This window comes from Bradyrhizobium sp. CCH5-F6 (assembly GCF_001556045.1).
Classification (GTDB): Bacteria; Pseudomonadota; Alphaproteobacteria; order Rhizobiales; family Xanthobacteraceae; genus Bradyrhizobium.
Map to the genome: position 1 here is coordinate 1 of NZ_LSIC01000056.1, position 20,449 is coordinate 20,449.

The 20,449-nt window shown below is 65.6% G+C and carries 24 protein-coding genes; 12 read left to right on the forward strand and 12 right to left on the reverse strand.

The genetic code is table 11. The annotated features are described in order from the left end of the window. Positions 1-129: 129 nt before the first annotated feature. Entirely contained in the window at positions 130-642 is a 513-nt protein-coding gene (locus AX729_RS09985; RefSeq protein ID WP_061022474.1) for a MarR family winged helix-turn-helix transcriptional regulator, read from the reverse strand. Continuing rightward, a complete protein-coding gene (gene maiA, locus AX729_RS09990; protein WP_061022477.1) occupies positions 632-1,264 on the reverse strand; it encodes a maleylacetoacetate isomerase in 633 nt (210 codons plus the stop codon). The genes AX729_RS09985 and maiA overlap by 11 nt, the downstream gene beginning before the upstream one ends. A gap of 179 nt (positions 1,265-1,443) precedes the next feature. Here maiA and gtdA point away from each other — a divergent pair, with 179 nt between their 5' ends. Then, positions 1,444-2,484: a gentisate 1,2-dioxygenase gene (gene gtdA, locus AX729_RS09995; RefSeq protein ID WP_061022479.1), complete on the forward strand. Its 1,041-nt coding sequence runs from the start codon at positions 1,444-1,446 to the stop codon at positions 2,482-2,484. 112 nt (positions 2,485-2,596) lie between these two features. Here gtdA and AX729_RS10000 read toward each other — a convergent pair whose 3' ends face one another. The 3 genes from AX729_RS10000 to AX729_RS10010 all read right to left on the reverse strand — a co-directional run bounded on the left by AX729_RS10000 (position 2,597) and on the right by AX729_RS10010 (position 5,275). Further along, positions 2,597-3,415 carry an ABC transporter permease gene (locus tag AX729_RS10000; RefSeq protein ID WP_061022480.1) on the reverse strand — a complete coding sequence of 273 codons (819 nt, stop codon included), beginning with the start codon at positions 3,413-3,415 and terminating at the stop codon, positions 2,597-2,599. Further along, a complete protein-coding gene (locus AX729_RS10005; protein WP_061022482.1) occupies positions 3,408-4,181 on the reverse strand; it encodes an ABC transporter ATP-binding protein in 774 nt (257 codons plus the stop codon). Before AX729_RS10005 ends, AX729_RS10000 begins: the two co-directional genes overlap by 8 nt. Positions 4,182-4,270: 89 nt before the next feature. Continuing rightward, positions 4,271-5,275, reverse strand: coding sequence for an ABC transporter substrate-binding protein (locus tag AX729_RS10010; RefSeq protein ID WP_061022484.1), 1,005 nt, complete (start codon positions 5,273-5,275; stop codon positions 4,271-4,273). Between the two features lie 121 nt (positions 5,276-5,396). Between AX729_RS10010 and AX729_RS10015 the strand changes: the two genes are divergently transcribed. After that, entirely contained in the window at positions 5,397-5,669 is a 273-nt protein-coding gene (locus AX729_RS10015) for a hypothetical protein (protein WP_245325118.1), read from the forward strand. Positions 5,670-5,672: 3 nt separating this feature from the next. Here AX729_RS10015 and AX729_RS10020 read toward each other — a convergent pair whose 3' ends face one another. Then, entirely contained in the window at positions 5,673-6,476 is an 804-nt protein-coding gene (locus tag AX729_RS10020; RefSeq protein ID WP_061022485.1) for an enoyl-CoA hydratase-related protein, read from the reverse strand. 154 nt (positions 6,477-6,630) lie between these two features. On the opposite strand from AX729_RS10020, the gene AX729_RS10025 reads away from it, so the two are divergent. Next, positions 6,631-7,605, forward strand: coding sequence for a ketopantoate reductase family protein (locus tag AX729_RS10025; protein WP_061022487.1), 975 nt, complete (start codon positions 6,631-6,633; stop codon positions 7,603-7,605). 3 nt (positions 7,606-7,608) lie between these two features. Here AX729_RS10025 and AX729_RS10030 read toward each other — a convergent pair whose 3' ends face one another. The 3 genes from AX729_RS10030 to AX729_RS10040 form a co-directional block, all read right to left on the reverse strand. Continuing rightward, the gene (locus AX729_RS10030; RefSeq protein ID WP_061022490.1) at positions 7,609-8,283 is read right to left on the reverse strand and encodes an alpha/beta hydrolase family protein; all 675 of its coding nucleotides are present in this window, start codon (positions 8,281-8,283) and stop codon (positions 7,609-7,611) included. Positions 8,284-8,398: 115 nt separating this feature from the next. Beyond that, the gene (locus AX729_RS10035) at positions 8,399-9,955 is read right to left on the reverse strand and encodes an acyl-CoA synthetase (RefSeq protein WP_061022491.1); all 1,557 of its coding nucleotides are present in this window, start codon (positions 9,953-9,955) and stop codon (positions 8,399-8,401) included. Continuing rightward, on the reverse strand, positions 9,952-10,695 hold the full coding sequence (locus AX729_RS10040) for a TetR/AcrR family transcriptional regulator (RefSeq protein ID WP_063817239.1): 744 nt from the start codon (positions 10,693-10,695) through the stop codon (positions 9,952-9,954). Before AX729_RS10040 ends, AX729_RS10035 begins: the two co-directional genes overlap by 4 nt. An 88-nt stretch (positions 10,696-10,783) precedes the next feature. Here AX729_RS10040 and AX729_RS10045 point away from each other — a divergent pair, with 88 nt between their 5' ends. The 5 genes from AX729_RS10045 to AX729_RS10065 are packed head-to-tail and all read left to right on the forward strand — an operon-like array spanning position 10,784 to position 14,844. After that, positions 10,784-11,965, forward strand: coding sequence for a lipid-transfer protein (locus AX729_RS10045; RefSeq protein ID WP_061022493.1), 1,182 nt, complete (start codon positions 10,784-10,786; stop codon positions 11,963-11,965). An 8-nt stretch (positions 11,966-11,973) separates the two neighbouring features. Beyond that, on the forward strand, positions 11,974-12,429 hold the full coding sequence (locus AX729_RS10050) for a MaoC family dehydratase N-terminal domain-containing protein (protein ID WP_061022495.1): 456 nt from the start codon (positions 11,974-11,976) through the stop codon (positions 12,427-12,429). Further along, the gene (locus tag AX729_RS10055) at positions 12,426-12,836 is read left to right on the forward strand and encodes a MaoC family dehydratase (RefSeq protein ID WP_061022497.1); all 411 of its coding nucleotides are present in this window, start codon (positions 12,426-12,428) and stop codon (positions 12,834-12,836) included. Before AX729_RS10050 ends, AX729_RS10055 begins: the two co-directional genes overlap by 4 nt. Positions 12,837-12,857: 21 nt before the next feature. Continuing rightward, positions 12,858-13,685, forward strand: a complete 828-nt coding sequence (locus AX729_RS10060; protein WP_061022501.1) for an SDR family NAD(P)-dependent oxidoreductase — start codon at positions 12,858-12,860, stop codon at positions 13,683-13,685. Between the two features lie 13 nt (positions 13,686-13,698). Beyond that, positions 13,699-14,844: an acyl-CoA dehydrogenase family protein gene (locus AX729_RS10065; protein ID WP_061022504.1), complete on the forward strand. Its 1,146-nt coding sequence runs from the start codon at positions 13,699-13,701 to the stop codon at positions 14,842-14,844. Positions 14,845-14,860: 16 nt separating this feature from the next. On the opposite strand, the gene AX729_RS10070 is transcribed toward AX729_RS10065, so the two are convergent. Then, positions 14,861-15,841 carry a helix-turn-helix domain-containing protein gene (locus tag AX729_RS10070; RefSeq protein WP_061022506.1) on the reverse strand — a complete coding sequence of 327 codons (981 nt, stop codon included), beginning with the start codon at positions 15,839-15,841 and terminating at the stop codon, positions 14,861-14,863. A 140-nt stretch (positions 15,842-15,981) separates the two neighbouring features. On the opposite strand from AX729_RS10070, the gene AX729_RS10075 reads away from it, so the two are divergent. Next, entirely contained in the window at positions 15,982-16,707 is a 726-nt protein-coding gene (locus AX729_RS10075) for an alpha/beta fold hydrolase (protein ID WP_061022507.1), read from the forward strand. Between the two features lie 57 nt (positions 16,708-16,764). On the opposite strand, the gene AX729_RS10080 is transcribed toward AX729_RS10075, so the two are convergent. Further along, positions 16,765-17,649 carry a LysR family transcriptional regulator gene (locus AX729_RS10080; protein ID WP_061022508.1) on the reverse strand — a complete coding sequence of 295 codons (885 nt, stop codon included), beginning with the start codon at positions 17,647-17,649 and terminating at the stop codon, positions 16,765-16,767. 104 nt (positions 17,650-17,753) lie between these two features. Here AX729_RS10080 and AX729_RS10085 point away from each other — a divergent pair, with 104 nt between their 5' ends. From AX729_RS10085 to AX729_RS10095, 3 genes are read left to right on the forward strand one after another with little or no spacing between them, the layout of a single operon-like run. Continuing rightward, positions 17,754-18,182, forward strand: a complete 429-nt coding sequence (locus AX729_RS10085) for a DoxX family protein (RefSeq protein ID WP_061022510.1) — start codon at positions 17,754-17,756, stop codon at positions 18,180-18,182. A 14-nt stretch (positions 18,183-18,196) separates the two neighbouring features. Next, positions 18,197-18,658: a DsrE family protein gene (locus tag AX729_RS10090; RefSeq protein WP_061022513.1), complete on the forward strand. Its 462-nt coding sequence runs from the start codon at positions 18,197-18,199 to the stop codon at positions 18,656-18,658. Beyond that, complete coding sequence (locus AX729_RS10095; protein ID WP_061022515.1) at positions 18,651-19,247, forward strand: TlpA disulfide reductase family protein; 597 nt, start codon at positions 18,651-18,653, stop codon at positions 19,245-19,247. The genes AX729_RS10090 and AX729_RS10095 overlap by 8 nt, the downstream gene beginning before the upstream one ends. Before the next feature lie 6 nt (positions 19,248-19,253). On the opposite strand, the gene AX729_RS10100 is transcribed toward AX729_RS10095, so the two are convergent. Next, positions 19,254-20,393 carry an amidohydrolase/deacetylase family metallohydrolase gene (locus AX729_RS10100; RefSeq protein ID WP_061022517.1) on the reverse strand — a complete coding sequence of 380 codons (1,140 nt, stop codon included), beginning with the start codon at positions 20,391-20,393 and terminating at the stop codon, positions 19,254-19,256. Between the last annotated feature and the right edge of the window lie 56 nt (positions 20,394-20,449).

Below are 20,449 nucleotides of genomic sequence, written 5' to 3' on the forward strand. Positions count from 1 at the left end.
AATTGTTGCGCGAGATGGTCATGGTCAGTCGTCCAAACTGCTGCTGCGGCGTATGGGTCCCGGATCTGCGCTTCGCTTGTCCGGGACGACAGTTGAGAATGCGGCGCCTGTGTTACCTCACACGCCCGCTCATCCCGCCTTTCCCAGATGCTCCAGCGCATCCTCGGCCCGCAGTGGCACGCGCGAGGCCTCGTTGTTGAGATCGACGAGCTGCACCAGCAGCCCCATCAGCGTCTTGCGATCGGCCGGCTTCAGCGGCTCCAGCATGCGCGCCTGCGCGCGTTCGACCACCGGGATGATCTCGCGCAGGACCGCCACGCCCGCCTTCGTCAGGTAGAGCAGCTTGATCCGCTTGTCCTCGGGTGCCGGCTTGCGCTCGATATAGCCCTTGGCTTGAAGCCGCTCGATCACGCTGCCGAGCGTCGAGCGGTCGAACGCGATCACCGCCGACAGCCGCGTCGCGTCGATACCGGGATGCGTGTGGATCGCGACCAGCGCGGCATATTGCACCGGGGTGAGATCGAACGCCTTGCACTCCTCCATGAAGATCGAGACCGCAATCTGCTGCATGCGCCGGAACAGATAGCCCGGCGCGGCATAGACCGCGTCCATGGTGATCGGAGGGGCAGGCTTACTCGGCATCGGGCTGCTTCTCCGGCGCGGCATCGGCGAAGGCCGGCAGCGCCTTGGCGGCAGCCTCGGCCTTGAGCAGGCGCGGATAGGCGGAGACATCCACGCCGAAGCGGCGCGCATTGGCAAGCTGCGGCACCAGGCACAGATCGGCAAGCGTCGGCGCATCGCCGAAGCAGAACGGCCCGGGCTCCTCCCTGATCAGCGTCTCGCAGGCCGACAGGCCCTCGCGATTGACCCAGGCCGCCCAGTCCTGGACCTTCTCCTCGGGCAGGCCGAGCTCACGCAGCCGCGCCAGCACCTTGAGGTTCTGCACCGGATGGGTGTCGCAGGCGATCGCCAGCGCGAACGCCCTCACCTTGGCGCGGCGAAGCGGATCTTTCGGAAGCAAAGGCGGATTGGGGTGCGTCTCGTCGAGCCATTCGATGATCGCAACCGATTGCGTCAGCACCGTGCCGCCTTCGCTCTCCAGCGCGGGCACCAGGCCCTGTGGGTTGATGGCGAGGTAGGCCGGCGCGCATTGTTCGCCCTTGCGAAGGTGATGCGGCAGATGCTCGGCGCCGAGCCCCTTGAGGTTCAGCGCGATCCGCACCCGATAGGCGGCGCTGGAGCGGAAATAGCCGTGCAGCTTCATCAGGATCCTCCCTGTTTTCTCGTCATTCCGGGGCTCGCGAAGCGAGAACCCGGAACCTCGAGATTCCGGATTCGATGCTATCGCATCGCTCCGGAATGACAGCAACACCATCTGCCAGCATTGACGCTATCTAGATCGTCAGTATACTGTCAATCAACAAACGATCGGGAGCAGCAACCATGGAAGCCGTGACCAAGACGCCGGAGCGCGAGGCGTTCTACCGCAAGATCGACGGCGAAAATCTCACCGCACTGTGGACGGTGATGAGCGACCTGATCACGCCGGAGCCGAAGAGCGCCTGCCGGCCGCATCTGTGGAAATTCGACGTCATCCGCGACTACATGACGGAGGCCGGCAAGCTGATCACCGCCAAGGAAGCCGAGCGGCGCGTGCTGGTGCTGGAGAACCCGGGCCTGCGCGGGCAGTCCAGGATCACGACCTCGCTCTACGCCGGCGTGCAGATGGTGGTGCCCGGCGACGTCGCGCCCGCGCACCGCCACAGCCAGTCGGCACTGCGCTTCGTGCTCGAAGGCAAGGGCGCCCACACCGCGGTCGACGGCGAACGCACCGCGATGGAGCCCGGCGATTTCATCATCACGCCGTCGATGACCTGGCACGATCATTCCAACGAGACGGACCAGCCGATGTTCTGGCTCGACGGTCTCGACATTCCGCTGGTGCAGTTCTTCGACTGCTCCTTCGCGGAAGGATCGAAGGAAGACCAGCAGAAGATCACGAAACCGGCCGGCGACAGCTTTGCCCGCTACGGCCACAACCTCTTGCCGGTCGATATGAAGCGGAGCTCGAAGACCTCGCCGATCTTCAGCTATCCCTATGCCTACACCCGCGAGGCGCTGGAGAAGGCCCGCGCGAGCCAGGAGTGGGACGCCTGTCACGGGCTGAAGCTGAAGTTCAGCAATCCCGAGACCGGCGATTTCGCGATGCCGACCATCGGCACCTTCATCCAGCTCTTGCCCAAGGGTTTCAAGACCGCGCGCTATCGCGCGACCGACGCGACCGTGTTCTGCCCGATCGAGGGCAGGGGCCGCAGCCGCATCGACGACGCCGTTTTCGAATGGGGCCCGCGTGACCTATTCGTTGTGCCGAGCTGGCACTGGGTCACGCACGAAGCCGACGAGGACGCGGTGCTGTTCAGCTTCTCGGACCGGCCAGTGCAGCAGAAGCTGGACTTATTCCGCGAGGACCGCGGCAACGCGTGAGGGCACGCTGCTTGCCGCATCGTCATTGCGAGGAGCCCTTGCGACGAAGCAATCCACTGCCGCCGCGGACAGAGTCTGGATTGCTTCGCTGCGCTCGCAATGACGGGCTTGGCTAACGCCAGTGCAATAATTTGACCTCCAGCCAGCCGATCACCTTCCCCACCGCCAGTCCGAACACCGAGAGGATCACCACGCCCGCGAGCAGCTGATCGGTCTGCATCAGATTGCCGGCCTGGAGCACGAAGGCGCCGATGCCGTATTGCGCGCCGATCATCTCGGCGCTGACGACGAGCAGCAGCGCGACGGAGGCGGTGATGCGGAAGCCGGCGAGGATCGCCGGCAGCGCGCCTGGCCAGATCACCTTGCGCACGATCGTCGCGAACGGAACGTTGAAGCTCTGCGCCATGCGGATCAGGTTGCGCGGCACCGCATCGACGCCGCTATAGACCGAGATCGCGGTCGAGAAGAAGACGCCGAGCGCAATGGTCGCGATCTTCGGCTCTTCGCCGATGCCGAGCCAAAGGATCAACAGCGGCAGCAGCGCGATCTTCGGGATCGGGAACAGCGCGGAGATGAAGGTGATGCCGACGCTGCGCGCCAGACGCGACAGGCCGATGGCGAAGCCGACGGCGATACCAGCCGCCGTCCCGAGCAGCCAGCCGACACCGATGCGCAGCAGCGAGGCCGAGACGTGCTGCCAGAGTGCGCCCGAGATCGCGAGCTGGTAGATCGCGCGTGCGATCGCCGAGGGCGGCGGCAGGAATAGCGGATTGACGAGGCCGACGCTGCCGGCGGCCTGCCACACCGCGATGACGAGCGCGAGCGCGATCCAGCCGCCGTAGCGGCTCGAGGCCGGCACGAAGCCGGCGCCGCGGAAGCGGACGCGGTGCGCCGCCTCGTCATTCGCCGGTGTGCCCGCGCGGTCAAGCATGCTGGACCTCGCGCTCGGCATCGATCGCCTCGTTGCGGATCAGCGACCAGATCTGGTTCTGGAGCGCCAGCAGCTTCTCGCGCGCTGCCGCTTCGCCGCGCGCGGCGCGCGTCATCGGCACGGCCACGACCTCGCGGATGCGGCCGGGCCGCCGCGACAGCACCACGATGCGGTCGGCAAGCCGTGCGGCTTCTTCGAGATTGTGGGTAACGTAAACCGCGCCCATGCCGCCATCGGCGAGCAGGCGGACGAAGTCTTCCATCAGCAGTTCGCGGGTCTGCGAGTCCAGCGCCGAGAGCGGCTCGTCCATCAGCAGAATGGCAGGCTTCACTGCAAGCGCGCGCGAGATGCCAACGCGCTGGCGCATCCCGCCGGAAAGCTGCTTTGGATAGGTGGTGCGGAAATCGGTCAGGCCGGTGCGGCGCAGGGCGTCTTCGACCAGCGCGCGACGCTGCGTGGCGTTCGGCTGGGCGTGCAGCAGCGGGAATTCGACGTTCTCCTCGACCGTGGCCCAGGGCAAGAGCGCAAAATCCTGGAACACGAAGGTCAGCGGATTGAGACTGTCCGCCGGCGGCGCACCGCGCAGCTCCGGCGCGCCGGAGGTCGGCTCCAGCAGGCCGCCGAGGATCGACAGCAGGGTGCTCTTGCCGCAGCCGGACGGCCCCACGATCGCCACCACCTCGCCGGCGCTGACCGTGAAAGAGACGTCGTCGAGCACGGCGAGATCGCCGAAGCGATGGGTGATGTGGCTGGCGATCAGGTCCATGGGTGCCCTCGCACTTCCAATCCGTCATCCTGAGGTGCCCGCGAAGCGAGCTTCGAAGGATGACGGATCTGGGACGGTGCTCGCATCAATCAATCCGCCTTCACATAATCCTTGGCGATGATCGCGGTCGCGTCAAAGCCCTTGTCGACGAAGCCCTGCTCCTGCAGCCATTTGATCTGGTTGTCGACGTTCTTGACGTCGAGCTTGCCGTCGGGGTCGATATAGGCGCAGTTGCCGACCACCTGCTCGACCGGCAAATTGGTGTATTTGGCGATGATCTCCAGCAACGGTTTTGTCTGCTCGTTGATGGGCGCGACACCGTCCTTCATCGCGGCGAGGATGACGTCGTGATACTCGCGATCCGCCTTGGCGAGCGCGCCGAGCAGCTTCGTCACCAGCGCCTTGTTGGTGAGCGTCTTGGGCGAGGCGAACACCGCGCCCAGCTGCCACGGCGTCTCGTCGCCGACCCAGCCCAGGAATTTCGCGCCGCCCTCGTCCATCAGCTTCCGCGCCGTCGAGACCGGCAGCAGAGCCGCGTCAACAGTCTCGCCCTTGAGCGCCGCGGCTGCATTCGACAATGATTGCAGCGGCACAATCTTCACGTCGGCGAGCTTGAAGCCGTATTTGTCGGCGAGCAGGCCGAGCGAGTAGTGAAAGGAGGAACCAATCTGCGTCATCGCCACGCGCTTGCCGGCGAGATCCTTCGGCGTCTTCAGCCCGGCCGCATAGGCGTTGTTGCTGGCGAAATAGCCGATCAGGGGATAGCCGGCCTTCTCGCGGCTCATGCCGCCGATCACCTTCAGCACGCCTTTGCCAGCGAGATTGTAGAGGCCCGCGGTGAAGGCCGTAACGCCGAAATCGACATCGCCTGAGGTCGTCGCCACTGCGATCGGCTGCGCCGCGTCGAAGAATTTCAGCTCGACCTCCAGGCCGGCGTCACGGAAATAGCCCTTGTCCTGCGCGATGAAGACGGGCGCGGAGGACGACAGACGGAGCACGCCGATCTTCGTCTTCACCGCGTCGTCGGCCCGCGCCGTGCCCATCGCCAAGATCGCCAAAAGGCCGGCCATGGCGAGCCGCGCAATCCCGATCATCCCGTTTCTCCCTCGTCAGTTGAGGCCATCGAGCCGGTTGATCCGAACCATTAGCGCGGCTTGCATTGCTGTCACAAGTCGGTGGTTGCGCGGAGCGAGCAGACCTGAAACAAGGCTCGCCATGAACTGGAAACCCGCAAAGCTCGCCCTGGCCGGCACGATCCTGCTCACGATCTCCGTCGCCCCCGCCGCGGCCGTGGAACAAAACTGCCGCTTCATCCAGGCCAAGGCCGATCGCGAGGCTTGCTACAAGCGCCAGGAGGACGAGCTGGCCGCAAAGCGCAAGCCGGCGCCGACGACCGACAGTAGCAACACGCTCGAAACGCTGCGCCAGATGCGGCAGGACGACGACGCGGTCTATCGCAGCATCAACAACATCTGCCGCGGCTGCTGACGGTCAGGCTTTTTCGCCACCCCACCTCGCCGCCCGCTTCTCGGCAAACGAAGCCAGCCCTTCCGCCGCCTCCGCACTCTGGCGCTTGAGCGAATGCAGCTGGACGAGGCGGGTGTAAGCGGCATCGTCCACCGCCATGCCGCCGAACGAGCTTTCCAGGGCGAGCTTCTTGGTCTCGGCCATCGCCTCAGGGCCGTTGGCGAGCAGCTGCTCGACCACCTTGGCGCCTGCGGCCTCGAGATCGGCGAGCGGCACGACGTCGTGGACGAGGCCAATGCGGCGGGCATCCTCGGCGCCGAAGCGCTCGCCGGTCAGCGCGTAACGGCGCACTTGCCGGACACCGATGGCGTCGCAGAGCTGCGGGACGATGATGGCCGCCGTCAGGCCCCAGCGCACCTCGGTGATCGAGAACAGCGCGTTGTCGGCGGCGATCACGACGTCGCAGGCCGCGATCACGCCGGTGCCGCCCCCGAAACAGCCGCCCTGCACCAGCGCGACGGTCGGGATCGGCAAGGTATTGAGCCGCTGCACGGCCTCGAACGTCGCCCGCGACGCCGCTTCGTTCGCTTCAGCCGATTGCGGGCGCACGCTGTTGATCCATTTGAGGTCGGCGCCGGCCTGAAAATGCTTGCCGTTGCCCCTGAGCACGACGACGCGCAGGTTCGGCTTTCTGCCGAGATCGTCCATGGCCGCGAGCACGCCAGATATCAGCGCACCGTCATAGGCATTGTTGACCTCGGGCCGGTTCAACGTGACGGTCGCGACGCCGCGCTCATCTAACGTCCACAGGACAGGGTTGGCGGTCATCGGCGATCCTCCGGTCGGTCTGTTTGCCGCGCACTATGGCCGAGGCCGCGCGTCCTGATCCATATCTTTCCGGCGTGGGGCGGCCGCGTCCATCGCATGGCGGCTTGTGTCATGCTGGCCGCTGGGCGGCGAAAGATCAGGACGGGACATCAACATGCGCATCTGCATTTTCGGCGCGGGCGCCGTCGGCAGCCACATTGCGGTTCGGCTGGCGCGCGCCGGCCACGAGGTCAGTTGCGTGATGCGGGGGGCGCATCTGGAGGCGGCGCGCGCAGGCGGCCTCAAGCTGCGGGTCGGCGATTCCGAGGTCAGCGCCAAGGTGAACGCATCGGGCGATCCGGCCCAGCTCGGCCCCCAGGACGTCGTGATCTCGACGCTGAAGGCGACCGCGCTGACCGGGCTGGTCTCCAGCATCAAGCCGCTGCTGAAGGACGACACCGCGATCGTGTTCGCCCAGAACGGCATTCCCTGGTGGTACGGCATCGGCCTGCCGCCGCGTCACCCGACGCCGCCGGACATTTCCTTCCTCGATCCCGGCGGCCGCCTGCGCGCCTGCATCCCGAAGGAGCGGATCATCGGCGGCGTCGTCTTCTCCTCCAACGAGGTGATCGCGCCGGGCGTGGTGCACAACCTCACGCCCGAGCGCAATCGCCTCTTGATCGGCGAGTGCGACGACCGCCATTGCGAGCGCATCACCAGGCTGCGCGGCGTCTTCAACGATGCGCGGCTGGAATCGCCGCCGGTGGCCGAGATCCGCGAGGCGATCTGGTCAAAGCTGCTGACCAACATGTCGCTGTCGGTGCTGTGCCTGCTCACCGGCCAGACCGCCCGGGGCGTGCGCGACGACCCCGCCTTTGCGGAGGTGATTCCGCGCATGCTGAACGAGGCCAACGAGATCGCCCAGCACTTCATCCCCGAGGTCAAGCGCGTCACCCGCAGCGGCCCTGCCCCCAATCACAAGCCGTCGCTGCTGCAGGATTACGAGCTTGGTCGCGCCATGGAGATCGACGTGCTGGTGAAGGCGCCCCAAGCCTTTGCACGCACCGCCGGCCTGTCGACACCGACGCTCGACCTGATCGCCGCGCTCGCGATCCAGAAGGCGCGCGACAAGGGGCTCTACTCCGCGTGAAGTTCAGGTGAGCTGGTCGATCCACGCCGCCAGCGTGTCGAGCACTTCCGTCAGCGCCTCGTCGTTGCTACGGCCGGACTTTTTCAAGACCGCGAAGGAGTGATCGCCGCCTTCGATCTCATGTAGCGTCGCCTTCGGCCCGAGCGTCGCGATCACCGGCTTGAGATGGCCGAGATCGGCAAGCCCGTCGCGCGTGCCTTGCAGGAACAGCATGGGAATGGCGATGCCGGTGAGGTGTTCTGCGCGCTCGGATGAGGGCTTCTTCGCGGCATGCAAGGGAAAGCCGAGGAAGGAGAGGCCTTTGACAGCGGGCAGCGGGGCCTTCGACTGCGCCTGCGACGTCATGCGCCCGCCGAACGACTTTCCACCGGCAACGAGCTTCAATCCCGGGCACAGCCGCGCCGCCTCCTCCACCGCCGCGCGGATGGCGGCGTGCGCGACCGCCGGCTGGTCTGGACGCCCCAGCTTCTTCTCCATGTACGGAAAATTGAAGCGGAGCGTCGCGATGCCGCGCTCCGCGAGGCCTGCCGCGACCTTCTCCATGAAGGAATGCCGCATGTCCGCGCCGGCTCCATGCGCCAGCACGTAGCAGGCGCGCGCATGGTCCGGCTGCGTCAGCACTGCCGAGACCGTGCCGATGCGCTCGATGTCGAGCTTGAGCTCGCGCGTCTCGACCAAGGCTGAATGTTCCCGAATGGATCGGGGCCAATGCTACCTGCGCGACCGCGATCTGAAAACACGAAACTTCGCGCGCTCGTCGCGGGCGTGTGCACCTCGATGCGAGCGGAAGCCGTCAGCTGACCCTGCGTTCCCGCCCCTCCCAGAACGGCCTGCGCAGCTCGCGCTTCAGCACCTTGCCGGCGCCGGACAGCGGCAGCGGCGTCTCGGTGATCTCGATGCTGCGCGGGCACTTATAGCCGGCAATCAACGTCTTCGTGAACTCGATCAGCTCGCCGGTCGAAACCTCCACACCGCTGCGTCTGACCACGACGGCATGGACCTGCTCTCCCCATTGTTCATTGGGGATCCCGATGACGGCGCATTGCAGCACCGACGGATGCTGCGCCAGCGCGTTCTCGACCTCGACCGAGTATACGTTCTCGCCGCCCGAGATGATCATGTCCTTGACGCGGTCGACGACATAGATGAACCCGTCCTCGTCCATGTAGCCGCCATCGCCCGTGTGCATCCAGCCGTCGACGACGGCGCGCGCGGTCTCCTCCGGCCGTTCCCAATAGCCCATCATCACGGTATCGCCGCGCACGACGATTTCGCCGACGGACCCTGCCGGCACCGGCCGGTCGTTCTCGTCGACGATTCGGACCTCGCAGCCGAGCGTAGCACGGCCGGCACCGCGATGACGTCCCTTCCGGCGCCCCTCCCCGACATGCTCGCCGGCATGCAGCAGTGTCGCGATCGGCGACAATTCGGTCATGCCATAAGCCTGCGTGAAGCGCACATGCGGCAGCGCGCGCGCGGCACGGTCGAGCACCGCCTCGCTGATCGGCGAGGCCCCATAGATGATGTGCTTGAGCGACGACAGGTCGTAGTTTCCGATCGCGGGGTGATCGACGAACATCTGGATCATCGTAGGCACCAGCAGAACGTCGGTGACGCGCTCGCTCTGCATCGCAGCCATCACGCCTTCGGGCGTGAAGCCCTGAACGATCACGTTCGTGCCGCCGGAGAGCAGCAGCGAATACATCGCAGCGCCGTTGGCGAGGTGGAACATCGGCGCCGCATGCAGATAGGTCGTGCTCGCCGGAAACAGTCCTTCGCCGAGAGCGTTGAGCGCATTCGCCATCAGGTTCTGGTGGCTGAGCATCACGCCCTTGGAACGCCCGGTGGTTCCGCCGGTGTAGAAGATGCCGGCGAGATCGTCGCCCTTGCGCATGGCATCGGCAACCGCAGCACTGCCGGCCACCAGATCCTCATAGCTCTCCATGCCAGCCGGCACCTCGCCGTCGTCGGCATAGATCAGCTTCAACCCCGGAATGGCGCCGGCGAGCTGCGCGCCGACCTGGGCGAAGGCCTTGTCGACCAGCAGAACGGAGGCACGGCAGTCGCGCAGCGCATCCTCGTTTTCAGGGGCGCTCCAGCGGATATTGAGCGGCACGATTACGCCGCCCGCCCAGCCGGTCGCGAGGTAAAGCTCGAGATAGCGGTCCGAGTTGAAGGACAGCACGGCGACACGATCACCGTCTTTGACGCCGCGCGAGCGCAGGCCGCCGGCCAGCCTGGCAACGCGCTCCCCGACTTCGCCCCAGTTGCGGCGCCGCTGGCCATAGACGGTGGCGAGCCCGTTCGGGTTGATCTGCAGCGCGCGCCGTAGCCCGTGCGTGATGTTCATCGCGTTCCTCCTCCTGTGCGCTTCTTCCCTGTTGTCTTGCGTCCTGAGTTGCGCCCTTGCGGCGCCCTCGGCGTCTTCTTTGTCATCTGCGGCCTGCCCTCGGTCGCCAGACCTTCGGTCAGCCGAACCGTGAACTCGTCGGCGATCGCGGTCGGCGACAGTTCGCCGTCACGGCGATACCAGTGGCCGATCCAGTTGAGCGAGCCCGCGATCGCGAACGCCGCAAGCTTGGGGTCGCAAGGCCTGATCGAACCGTCGTCGATGCCGCCGGAGATGTACTTTCGGAAGGTGGCGTCGATACGCTTCTTGGCGGCGCGCGCGACACCGGCGTTCCGCTCGGTCAGGTCGCGCAGGTCGAAACGCACGAGGCTCGCGCCGAAATCGGTCGCCATCAGCCCGGCATAGGCGTGCACCAGCTTGCGCAGCTTGGCGAGACCCGAACCACCGCCGGCGTTGATCTCCGTGATCACGCTGTCGACGAGCTCGGCGCCCATCGACCAGCATTCGAACAGGATTTCGTCCTTGCCCCGGAAATAGTTGTACAGCGCGGGCTTAGTGATGTTCAGCCGATCGGCGACCTCGTTCAGGGTCACGCGATGATAGCCCTGCTCCAGGAAGAGCTGCACGGCGGCGCGCAACACCGCCTCGCGCTTTTCGTCGCGGGCGCGGCGCCGGCTCTCGAACGGCAGCCAGGGCGAAGGCGCCGGCGAGGGCGGCGGAATGGACGGCGCTGAAGCCATGCTCGATCGGTTGACTCTGGTGGGCATCGGGCGATATGTTACCCATGGGTAAGAAAAAGTCCAATGGGTAATTTATTCGGAGGAAGCGATGTCTGACGTCATCGTCGCAGGGGTCGGCATGATCCCCTTCGCCAAGCCGGGCGCCAGCGCGCCCTATCACGAGATGGGGACGGAGGCGGCCAGGCTCGCACTCGCCGACGCAGGCCTCGGCTACGAGACGGTCCAGCAGGCCTATGTCGGATACGTCTACGGCGATTCCACCTGCGGGCAGCGCGCGCTCTACCATGTCGGAATGACCGGCATCCCCATCGTCAACGTCAATAACAACTGCTCGACCGGCTCGACCGCGCTGTTCTTGGCGCGGCAGATGATCGCGAGCGGCGCGCTCGATTGCGTTCTGGCGGTCGGCTTCGAGCAGATGAAGCCGGGCGCCCTCGGCAGCGTCTATACCGATCGCCCGAGCGCTTTCGAAGAATTCGACGCGGCTGCGGACCGGCTGATCGACGCTCCCGGCATCCCGCTGGCGCTGCGCTATTTCGGCGGCGCCGGGCTCAGCCACATGAAGAAATACGGCACCCCGCTCGACGCCTTCGCCAAGGTGCGCGCCAAGGCGAGCCGTCATGCCAGGAACAATCCGCTCGCCCTCTTCCGCAAGGAGATCTCGGCGGATGACGTGATGAACGACCAGGTGATCTGGCCGGGGGTGATGACGCGCCTGATGGCGTGCCCGCCGACCTGCGGCGGCGCCGCCGCGGTACTGGTATCCGAACGATTTGCGGACAAGCATGGCATCGGCAAGCAGGTGCGCATCGCGGCGCAGGCCATGACCACCGACACACCCTCCACCTTCAAGGCCGGCGACATGATGCAACTGGTCGGCTACGACATGGCCAAGGAGGCGGCAAGCCAGGTTTACGAAAGCGCCGGCATCGGCCCTCGCGATCTCGACGTCGTCGAGTTGCACGACTGCTTCGCCCACAACGAGCTCATCAGCTACGAGGCCCTCGGGCTCTGCGACGAAGGAGAAGCCGGCAAGTTCATCAATGACGGCGACAACACCTATGGCGGCCGGATCGTGACCAATCCGTCCGGCGGTTTGCTGTCGAAAGGACATCCGCTCGGCGCCACCGGGCTTGCGCAGTGCTACGAGCTGACACGGCAATTGCGCGGCACCGCAGGCCCCACGCAGGTTGAGGGGGCGAAGATCGCGCTCCAGCACAATCTCGGCCTTGGCGGCGCCTGCGTCGTCACCCTCTACCAGCGGCACTGATCTACGCCATGGTCGATCAGTCCGCCGTAGGCCGCTGCTTCACGCCCGTCACCGCCCGCGTGGAGCCGGGTCGCCTTCGCTACTTCCTCAATACGCTGGGTGAGCAGAACAAGGTCTACCGCGACGCGGAGGCGGCGCGGGCGGCCGGATTCACCGGCGTGCCGGTACCGCCGACCTATTTGTTCTGCCTGGAGATGATGGACGTCGACGACCCCTTCGAAATGTTCACCGCGCTCGGCATCGACCTCGCCCGCGTGCTGCATGGCGAGCAGAGCTTCGTCTATCACGCACCGGTTCTGGTCGGCGACACCCTGACGTTTCGGCCGTGCGTGACCAGCGTGACGGACAAGAAGGGCGGCGCGATGACGCTGATCGGCATCCGGTGCGAGGTGACCAACCAGGACGGCGTGCATGTCGCCGATACCGCGCGTACCATCGTCGTCCGCAACGAGGTTGCGTCATGACGGCATCCGCAGACATCAAGGCCGGCGACCGCATCGTCCATAAGGTCTTTCCGCCGATCACCCGCCACACGCTCGCGCTCTACTGCGGTGCATCGGGCGATCATAATCCAATCCACGTCGACATCGACTTCGCCAAGTCGGCCGGATTTCCTGACGTGTTCGCCCACGGCATGCTGGTGATGGCCTGTCTCGGGCAGGCGCTCACGGATGCGGTGCCGCCATCGAAGCTTCGCGGTTTCTCGACCCGGTTCGTCGCCATCACCCAGCTCGGCGCCAAGCTGACATGCGAAGGCACCGTGACCGAGCTCTTTGCCGAAAATGGCGAGCGTCGCGCAAGGCTGGCGCTCACCACCAGGGACGATCGCGGCGAGGTCAAGCTCGAAGGCAGCGCCGTCATCGCGCTCTGACAGCAAAGAGGATTCATTGAAATGGCAAAACTGCAGGGAAAAGTCGCGCTCGTCACCGGCTCGGGCCGCGGCATCGGGCGTGCGATCGCACTCAAGCTCGCGCGCGAGGGCGCCAGGGTCGTCGTCAATGACCTCGATGCCGAGCCTGGCGATGCCGTGGTCGCAGAGATCAAGGCGCTCGGCGCCGACGCCGTCGCCGTGAACGGCAGCGTCTCGGAAGCGGGTTTCGCCGACCGCTTTGTCGGCGCCGCGCTGGACAAGTTCGGCGGGCTCGACATCATCGTCAACAATGCCGGCTACACTTGGGACTCCACCATCCAGAAGATGACGGACGAGCAGTTTCAGGCCATGCTCGACGTCCATCTCGTCGCGCCGTTCCGGATCCTGCGCGCGGCCGCCGAGCCGATTCGCGTCTTCGCCCGGAAGGAGGCCGAGGAGGGGCGCGAGGTGTTCCGCAAGGTCGTGAACATCTCCTCCATCGCCGGCCTCTACGGCAATGCCGGACAGGCCAGCTATTCCTCGGCCAAGGCCTCGCTGGTCGGGTTGACCCGGACCATGTGCAAGGAGTGGGGCCGCTACAAGGTCAACGTCAATTGCGTCGCCTTCGGGCTCATCAACACCCGTCTGACCCAGCCGATCGAGGCGCAGCAGAAGACCATCGACGTCGCCGGCCGCGACATCAAGGTGGGCGTGCAGCCCCACATGCTGGATGCCATGTCGCGCATGATCCCGCTCGGCCGCGGCGGCACGCCGGAAGAGGCGGCCGACGCCGTCTATCTGTTCTGCAGTCCGGAATCCAACTATATCAGCGGCCAGGTGGTCGTCGCCGGCGGCGGCCTGATTGTCTGAGAACGAGGCACCGATGCATTATCGATCGTCATGGATGACCGAAGAGCTGGACACGTTTCGCGACCAGTTCCGGAAATATCTCGCCAAGGATCTGGCGCCGCACGCCGAGAAATGGCGCGAGCAGAAGATGGTCGACCGCTTTGCCTGGCGGGGGCTCGGCGAGATGGGCGCGCTGCTGGCGAGCGTGCCGGAGGAATATGGAGGCCTCGGCGCGACCTTCGCCTATGACGCCGCGGTGCTGGACGATCTCGAAAGCACCGTGCCGGAACTGACGACCGGCGTCTCCGTGCACAGCGCCATCGTGGCCCACTACATCCTCAATTACGGCTCGGAAGAGCAGAAGAAGCGCTGGCTGCCGAAGATGGCCTCGGGCGAGATGGTCGGCGCCATCGCCATGACCGAGCCCGGCACCGGCTCGGACCTGCAGGCCGTCAAGACCACGGCGAAGAAGCAGGGCAATTCCTACGTCATCAACGGCCAGAAGACCTTCATCACCAACGGCCAGGCCGCCGATCTCGTCATCGTGGTCGCGCGCACCGGCGATGCCGGCGCCAAGGGTATTTCGCTGATCGTGGTCGAGACCGCGGGCGCGGATGGTTACAAGCGCGGGCGTAACCTCGACAAGATCGGACTGCATGCGTCCGATACGTCGGAGCTGTTCTTCGACAACGTGACGGTGCCGCCGGAGAACCTGCTCGGCAAGGAGGAGGGCCAGGGCTTCGTCCAGCTGATGCAGCAATTGCCGCAGGAGCGCCTCGCGCTCGCAGTCGGCGCCGTCGCCTCGATGGAGCGCGCGGTCAAGCTCACCACCGACTACACCAAGGAGCGGAAGGCGTTCGGCAAGCCGCTGATGGATTTCCAGAACACCGCCTTCACGCTGGCCGAGCGCAAGACCGAGGCGATGATCGCGCGCGTCTTCGTCGACTGGTGCATCGAGCGCCTGGTCGCCGGCGACCTCGACACCGTCACGGCGTCGATGGCGAAATACTGGTGCTCGGAGAAGCAGGTCGAGACCGCCGACGAATGCCTGCAGCTGTTCGGCGGCTACGGCTACATGCAGGAATATCCGATCTCGCGCATCTTCATCGATTCCCGCATCCAGAAGATCTATGGCGGCACCAACGAGATCATGAAGCTCTTGATCGCCAGATCCTTGTAGATCAGGTCGCTGTAGGTCATCGCGCACGCCAGTCGCGCGGCCGGCAGCCGAAGCGCTGCTTGAAGCGCCGGGTGAAGTGGGAGAGGTCCGAGAAGCCCCAGTCGAACGCGATGGCGCCGATCGCACGGTCCGCCATCGCGGGATCGCCGAGATCCCTGGCGATGCCATCGAGCCGATGTTCGATGACGTAATCGGTGAAGCTGGAGCCCGATCGTGCCAGCAGCTTGTGCACGTAGCGCTCGCTGATGCCGACGGCCTCGGCGACATCGGCGACCGCAAGACCGGGCTCGCGGAGCCGCCGGTGAATGGCACGCTTCAGCGCCAGCGTGGTTGCGTCGGCAAGACTTTCGGACTCCGCAGCGCCTGCCCGGCTGCGCCGCAACAGGCTCACGGCGACCAGCTCGATCAGCGCGCGGAACAGCCGCACGCCCTCGTCCTCGCTCATCCGCATCGCGCCGCCGCTGAGCGTGCGCGCGGTCTCGACGATGAGATGGCCGACGAAGGGATCGTCGGAGACGCGCGCCGCAGCGACGTCGAACGAAGCCGGCAGCCGTTCGCGCAGGGCCTCTGCCGGCACCCAGAACGAGGCGACCTGCAATTGCGGACCCCGATCGTGCAGGAGCGCAAACCGCCGATCGCTGTCGAAGATGCCGACCTGTCCGGGTGACAGGCTGATCTCGCGATCAGCTTGCTGGATGCGACAACGACCGGCCAGCTTCAAATTGAGGTAGAAGCAACTGCGGTTGGATGCCGCGATGTCGGCCGCAGAGCGCCGCACCACATGCTCGGGAAAGCTGACGCGGTTGATCGCGGCATCGCCGAGCCGGACGTGCTCGACGCTGGCAGGAAAGCCCGCTGCGGCCGCCGGCTCCGGCGTCAGATTCATGAAGGCCTGGCAGATCGCCTCGCGGTAGTAGGCGAATTGCTCGTCCGGCCGCACGCCCGCAGTATTCCAGGCCGATTGACGTGACGGAACGGCGCGCTCGATCTGCTGCATCGGTTCACTCCGAGACCAATCCGGTTCACTTCCAGCCAAGCGGCAAATCAGTCGCCGGTCCACAATCGACGCGCGGCAGCACCGCACCGGCCACAGCGGCGCGGCGTCAATCTAACCACATCCTCGGGAGGAGCCACAACATGTCGACCTACGTTCTCGTCCACGGCGCCTGGCACACCGGTGCCGAGTTCGAGCCCGTCGCCGCGCCGATCCGCGCGGCCGGCCATCAGGTCCATACGCCCACCATCAAGGGCAACCGCCCCGGCGATGCCAAGACCACGGGGCTGAAGGACGCGATCCAGTCGATCGCCGACTACCTTGCCGAGAACGATCTGAAGGACGTTGTCCTGCTTGGCCATTCCTATGGCGGCATGATCATTACCGGAGTTGCCGATCTTGCTCCCGATCGCATCCGCCGCCTGGTCTACTGGAATGCCTTTGTGCCCAACAATGGCGAATGCCTCAACGACATGGTGCCGCCGCACTATGTCGGACTGTTCGACGTGATCGCGGCCGAACGCGGCGACGGCTCGGTGGTGCTGCCATTCCCGATCTGGCGCGAGGCCTTCATCAACGATGCCGATCTGGAGACGGCGCAGCGCGCCTACGACGTCCTCAATCCGCATCCGCTCGCGACCTTCACCGACAAGATCGCGCTCAAGACAAATCCGGCGGAGATGCCGCTGGCCAAATCCTACATCAACTGCACCGAAGACACCGCCCTGCCGCACAGCTATGGCTGGCATCCGCGTCTGTCGGAGAAGCTCGGCCTGTTCCGCCTGGTGCAGGTGCCGGGAAGCCACGAGCTGTGCTTCTCCGACCCGGCGCGCCTTGCCAGGGCGATCATGGAGGCGGGACGCGACTGACCGTCGTGTCGCAGTCCGTCGATCGCCAGATCGCTGTCGGCAGCCCGCTTCAGCCGGTCACCTCATCCGCTTGTCGGCGGCAATGAAGTCGATGAAGGTCCGCACCTTCGCGGAAAGGTATTTGCGGCTCGGATAGACCGCGAACAGCTTGCCGGCGAAGATGATTCGCTCGGGCATGAGATGCTCGAGGCGCCCGGCGGCAATGTCTTCGGCAACGAGCCATCTCGGCAGGAAGGCGAGGCCCATGCCTTCGAGCGCGGCCATGTGCAGCAGCGTTTCGTTGCCGCTGCGCAGCACCGGATCGAGCTTGACGGTCTCGGGGCCGTGCTCGCCCTGGAAGGAGAAGCTCTCGCCGGGATAAAGCGCATAGTGCAACAACGCCTGGCCAGAGAGATCGGCGAACGTGGTCGGGCGGCCCGCGCGTTTGAGGAAGGCGGGAGCGGCCACGAGATAGAACGGAACGTTGGTGATGGGGCGGGCGATCAGCGCCTCGTCGGGTGTACCGGTCGCGCGCAGAGCGAGATCGAATCCCTCCTCGACGAGGTTGACGAGCCGTCCGCTGAGATCGACGTCGAGGCGCACCTCCGGGAAGCGCCCCTGGTAGTCCGCCAGCACGCCCGCAAAAATCGTGTTCGCCATCCAGACCGGCGCGGTCAGCCGCAGCGTGCCACGCGGCGCGACGGTCGCCCTGCTGACGGCGGCCTCGACCTCGTCGAGCGAATCCAGCATCTGCCGCACCTGCTCGAAATAGAGCGTTCCGCTCTCGCTCAGGCTGACGCGCCGGCTGGTCCGGTTGAGCAGCCGTGTCCCCAGCCGCTGCTCCAGCTGCATCACGTGCTTGCTGGCCATGGCCGGCGAGATGCGCAGGCGCTGCGCCGCGGCCGCAAAGCTCTTCAGCTCCGCCACCAGGCAAAACACCCTCATGCCGACCAAGGTATCCATACGATCATCAACTCTGAAGAAATGAATTCATCCTAAAGCCGATAATGATCAATGGAGCGGAAATTATCAAATGGTGGCAACCCTTCACATCCATGAGACCCGCCATGTCCGCCACGACCTTTGAGACCGCCACCCCCGGCCGCGCCCTTCGCATCGGCCTCTGGGTCGCCCAGGTCCTTCTCGCCTTCGTCTTCGTCTCGGCCGGCCTCGTCAAGCTGCTCACACCCATTCCCCAGTTGGCCGCCATGATGCCCTGGGCAGGCCAATATTCCGAAACCTTCGTCCGCTTCGTCGCGCTGGTCGATCTCGCCGGCGGGATCGGCATCTTGCTGCCAGCCCTGATACGGGTCCTGCCCGGGACGACGGTGCTGGCCGCGCTCGGCTGCGCGGTATTGCAGGTGTTCGCGCTGGTTTTCCACGTCTCGCGCGGCGAAGCGGAGGTGACGCCGCTTAACCTCGTCCTGCTCGCGCTCTGCCTGTTCGTGCTGTGGGGACGCGGTCGCAAGGCACCGATTGCGCCGCGTCGGTTCTGAGGGGCAGGAACGTCATGATCGCAGCCAACGGATGGTCCCGCAGAGGCCTGCTCGCCGGCACCGCGGTCCTCACGGCCGGCCGCGGGGCCGCGGCCAAGGAGGATCGTCTCGCCGACGGCGTCGTGATCCTGATCGATAGCAACGAGCCCTATGTCATGGGTCATGCGATCAGCTATTCGGCCAATCTCTCCAAGCATTTTGCCGAGAGGGGCGCGAGGTTGCTGATCGAGGTCGTCGCCAACGGCAAGGGCATCGACGTCTTCAGAGCCGACAAGACTCCGCTTGCCGAGCCTCTCGCCACGTTGCGGAGGTCGCTGCCGAACCTGACCTACAGCATGTGCGCATCGTCCAAAGTCATCGCGGAAGCCAAGGAACAGGTCTCAATTCCGTTGATATCGGGCGCGAGCCTCGTCCCGTTCGGCATTGGACGCGTCGTCGACCTCCAACTCAAGGGCTGGGCCTATATTCATGCATGACGAGAGGCTCGAAAGAATTACGGCTCCGTCGCGGCGAGCGATCCTGACGGCGGTGCCGGCGTTTCTTGTCTTCTTGCACGCGGCTCGCGCACAGGAAAGCTGGCCGCCGGTGTTCGAGGCCGGCCGCAGCCAGTTCACAATGGTGCGGCCGCGCGCGTTGATGCCACCACTCAGGCTTCAGGATCTCGCCGGCCGGGACGTTGCAGTGACGGCGAAGCCGAACCGAATCACATTGGTGAATTTCTGGGCGACCTGGTGTGCCGCCTGCCGGCTCGACCTGCCCATGCTCGCAAGACTTGCGGACTCGCGCTCCGACCGCCTCGACATCGTGGCGATCTGTACGGACACCAAGGATCTGCGCAAGATCCGCACCTTCCTTGGCGGCCTCGCCGTGCAAAACCTCACCTGCTATGTCGACACCTATGGCGCGGCAGCCGAAGCATCCGCCGCGATGTTCTCCCTCGTCGGCATGCCCATCACCTATCTGGTCGGAACCAGTGGCCGCGTCGAAGGCTATATCACCGGCACGCCCGACTGGCTCTCGCCTGCGGGCACGCGCCTGCTGCAATTCTATCGCGAACAGGGCTAGCGATCGTCAATTCGGATGCCACCAGCGGCCGCCGATGACGACGCCTTCCGAGACGATCTTGCGATCGCCGATCAGGTGCTCGCCGACGACGTCCTCATAATCGAACTGGCCCTGCCGAACCGAGATCAGCGTGGCGTCGCCGACGCTGCCCGGCTTGAGGCTGCCGAGCGCGGGCCGCCGCAGCGCCATCGCCGCGTTCACCGTCGAGGCCGCGATCACGTCGGACAGCTCCATGCCCATGCACAGGAACTTGGACATGGTGGTCACCTGGTCGTAGGCCGGGCCGTCGATGCAGAGCTGGTGGATGTCGGAGGAGATGGTGTCGGGATAGAAGCCGTTGGCGAGCATGGCGCGCGCGGTCTTGAAGGCGAACGAGCCCTTGCCGTGGCCGATGTCGAACAGCACGCCGCGTTCGCGCGCATCCAGCACCGCCTTCTTCACCGTGCCCTGCGCAGTCGCGGGCGTGTTGGGGAAGGGACGGAACGCGTGGGTGAGCACGTCGCCGGGACGTAGGCGGGCCAGCACCTCCTCGTAGCTCGGCGGCGGATGGTCGATATGCGCCATCAGGGGCATGCCGACCTCGTTCGCCACCTCCAGCGCGATGTCGAGCGGGACGGCGCCCGAGGTGCCCGAGGAATGCAAACCGACGCGCACCTTGATGCCGACGACGAGGTCGCGGTTGGCATCGGCCACCTCGGCCGCCTCGATCGGATTCATCAGCCGCAGCTCCTCGCTCTCGCCGACCATGATCCGGTGCGAGAAGCCGAAGATGCCGGCATGCGAGACGTGGAGATAGGCGAGGATGCGAACCTGGCTCGGTTCGATGACATGCTTGCGGAAGCCGGCGAAATTGCCGGGCCCTGCGCTGCCGGTGTCGACCGCCGTGGTGACGCCGGAGAGGCGGCAGAATTCCTCGGCATCGATGCCGAGTGATGTGCCGCCCCAATAGACATGGGTGTGGAGATCAATCAGCCCCGGCGTCACGATGAGCTGCGAGACGTCGCGCACCTCGGTGCCCGGATCCGCCTTGAGGGCGCTGCCGACGGCGGCAACCTTGCCGCCCGCAAAGGCGACGTCGGTCACGGCATCGAGCTTCTGCGAGGGGTCGATTACCCGCCCTCCGCGCAGGATCAAGTTGAAAGGCATTGTGATCTCCGGATATGGACAAGCATGGACGGAGCTGGAAGACATGCTCCCAGCCC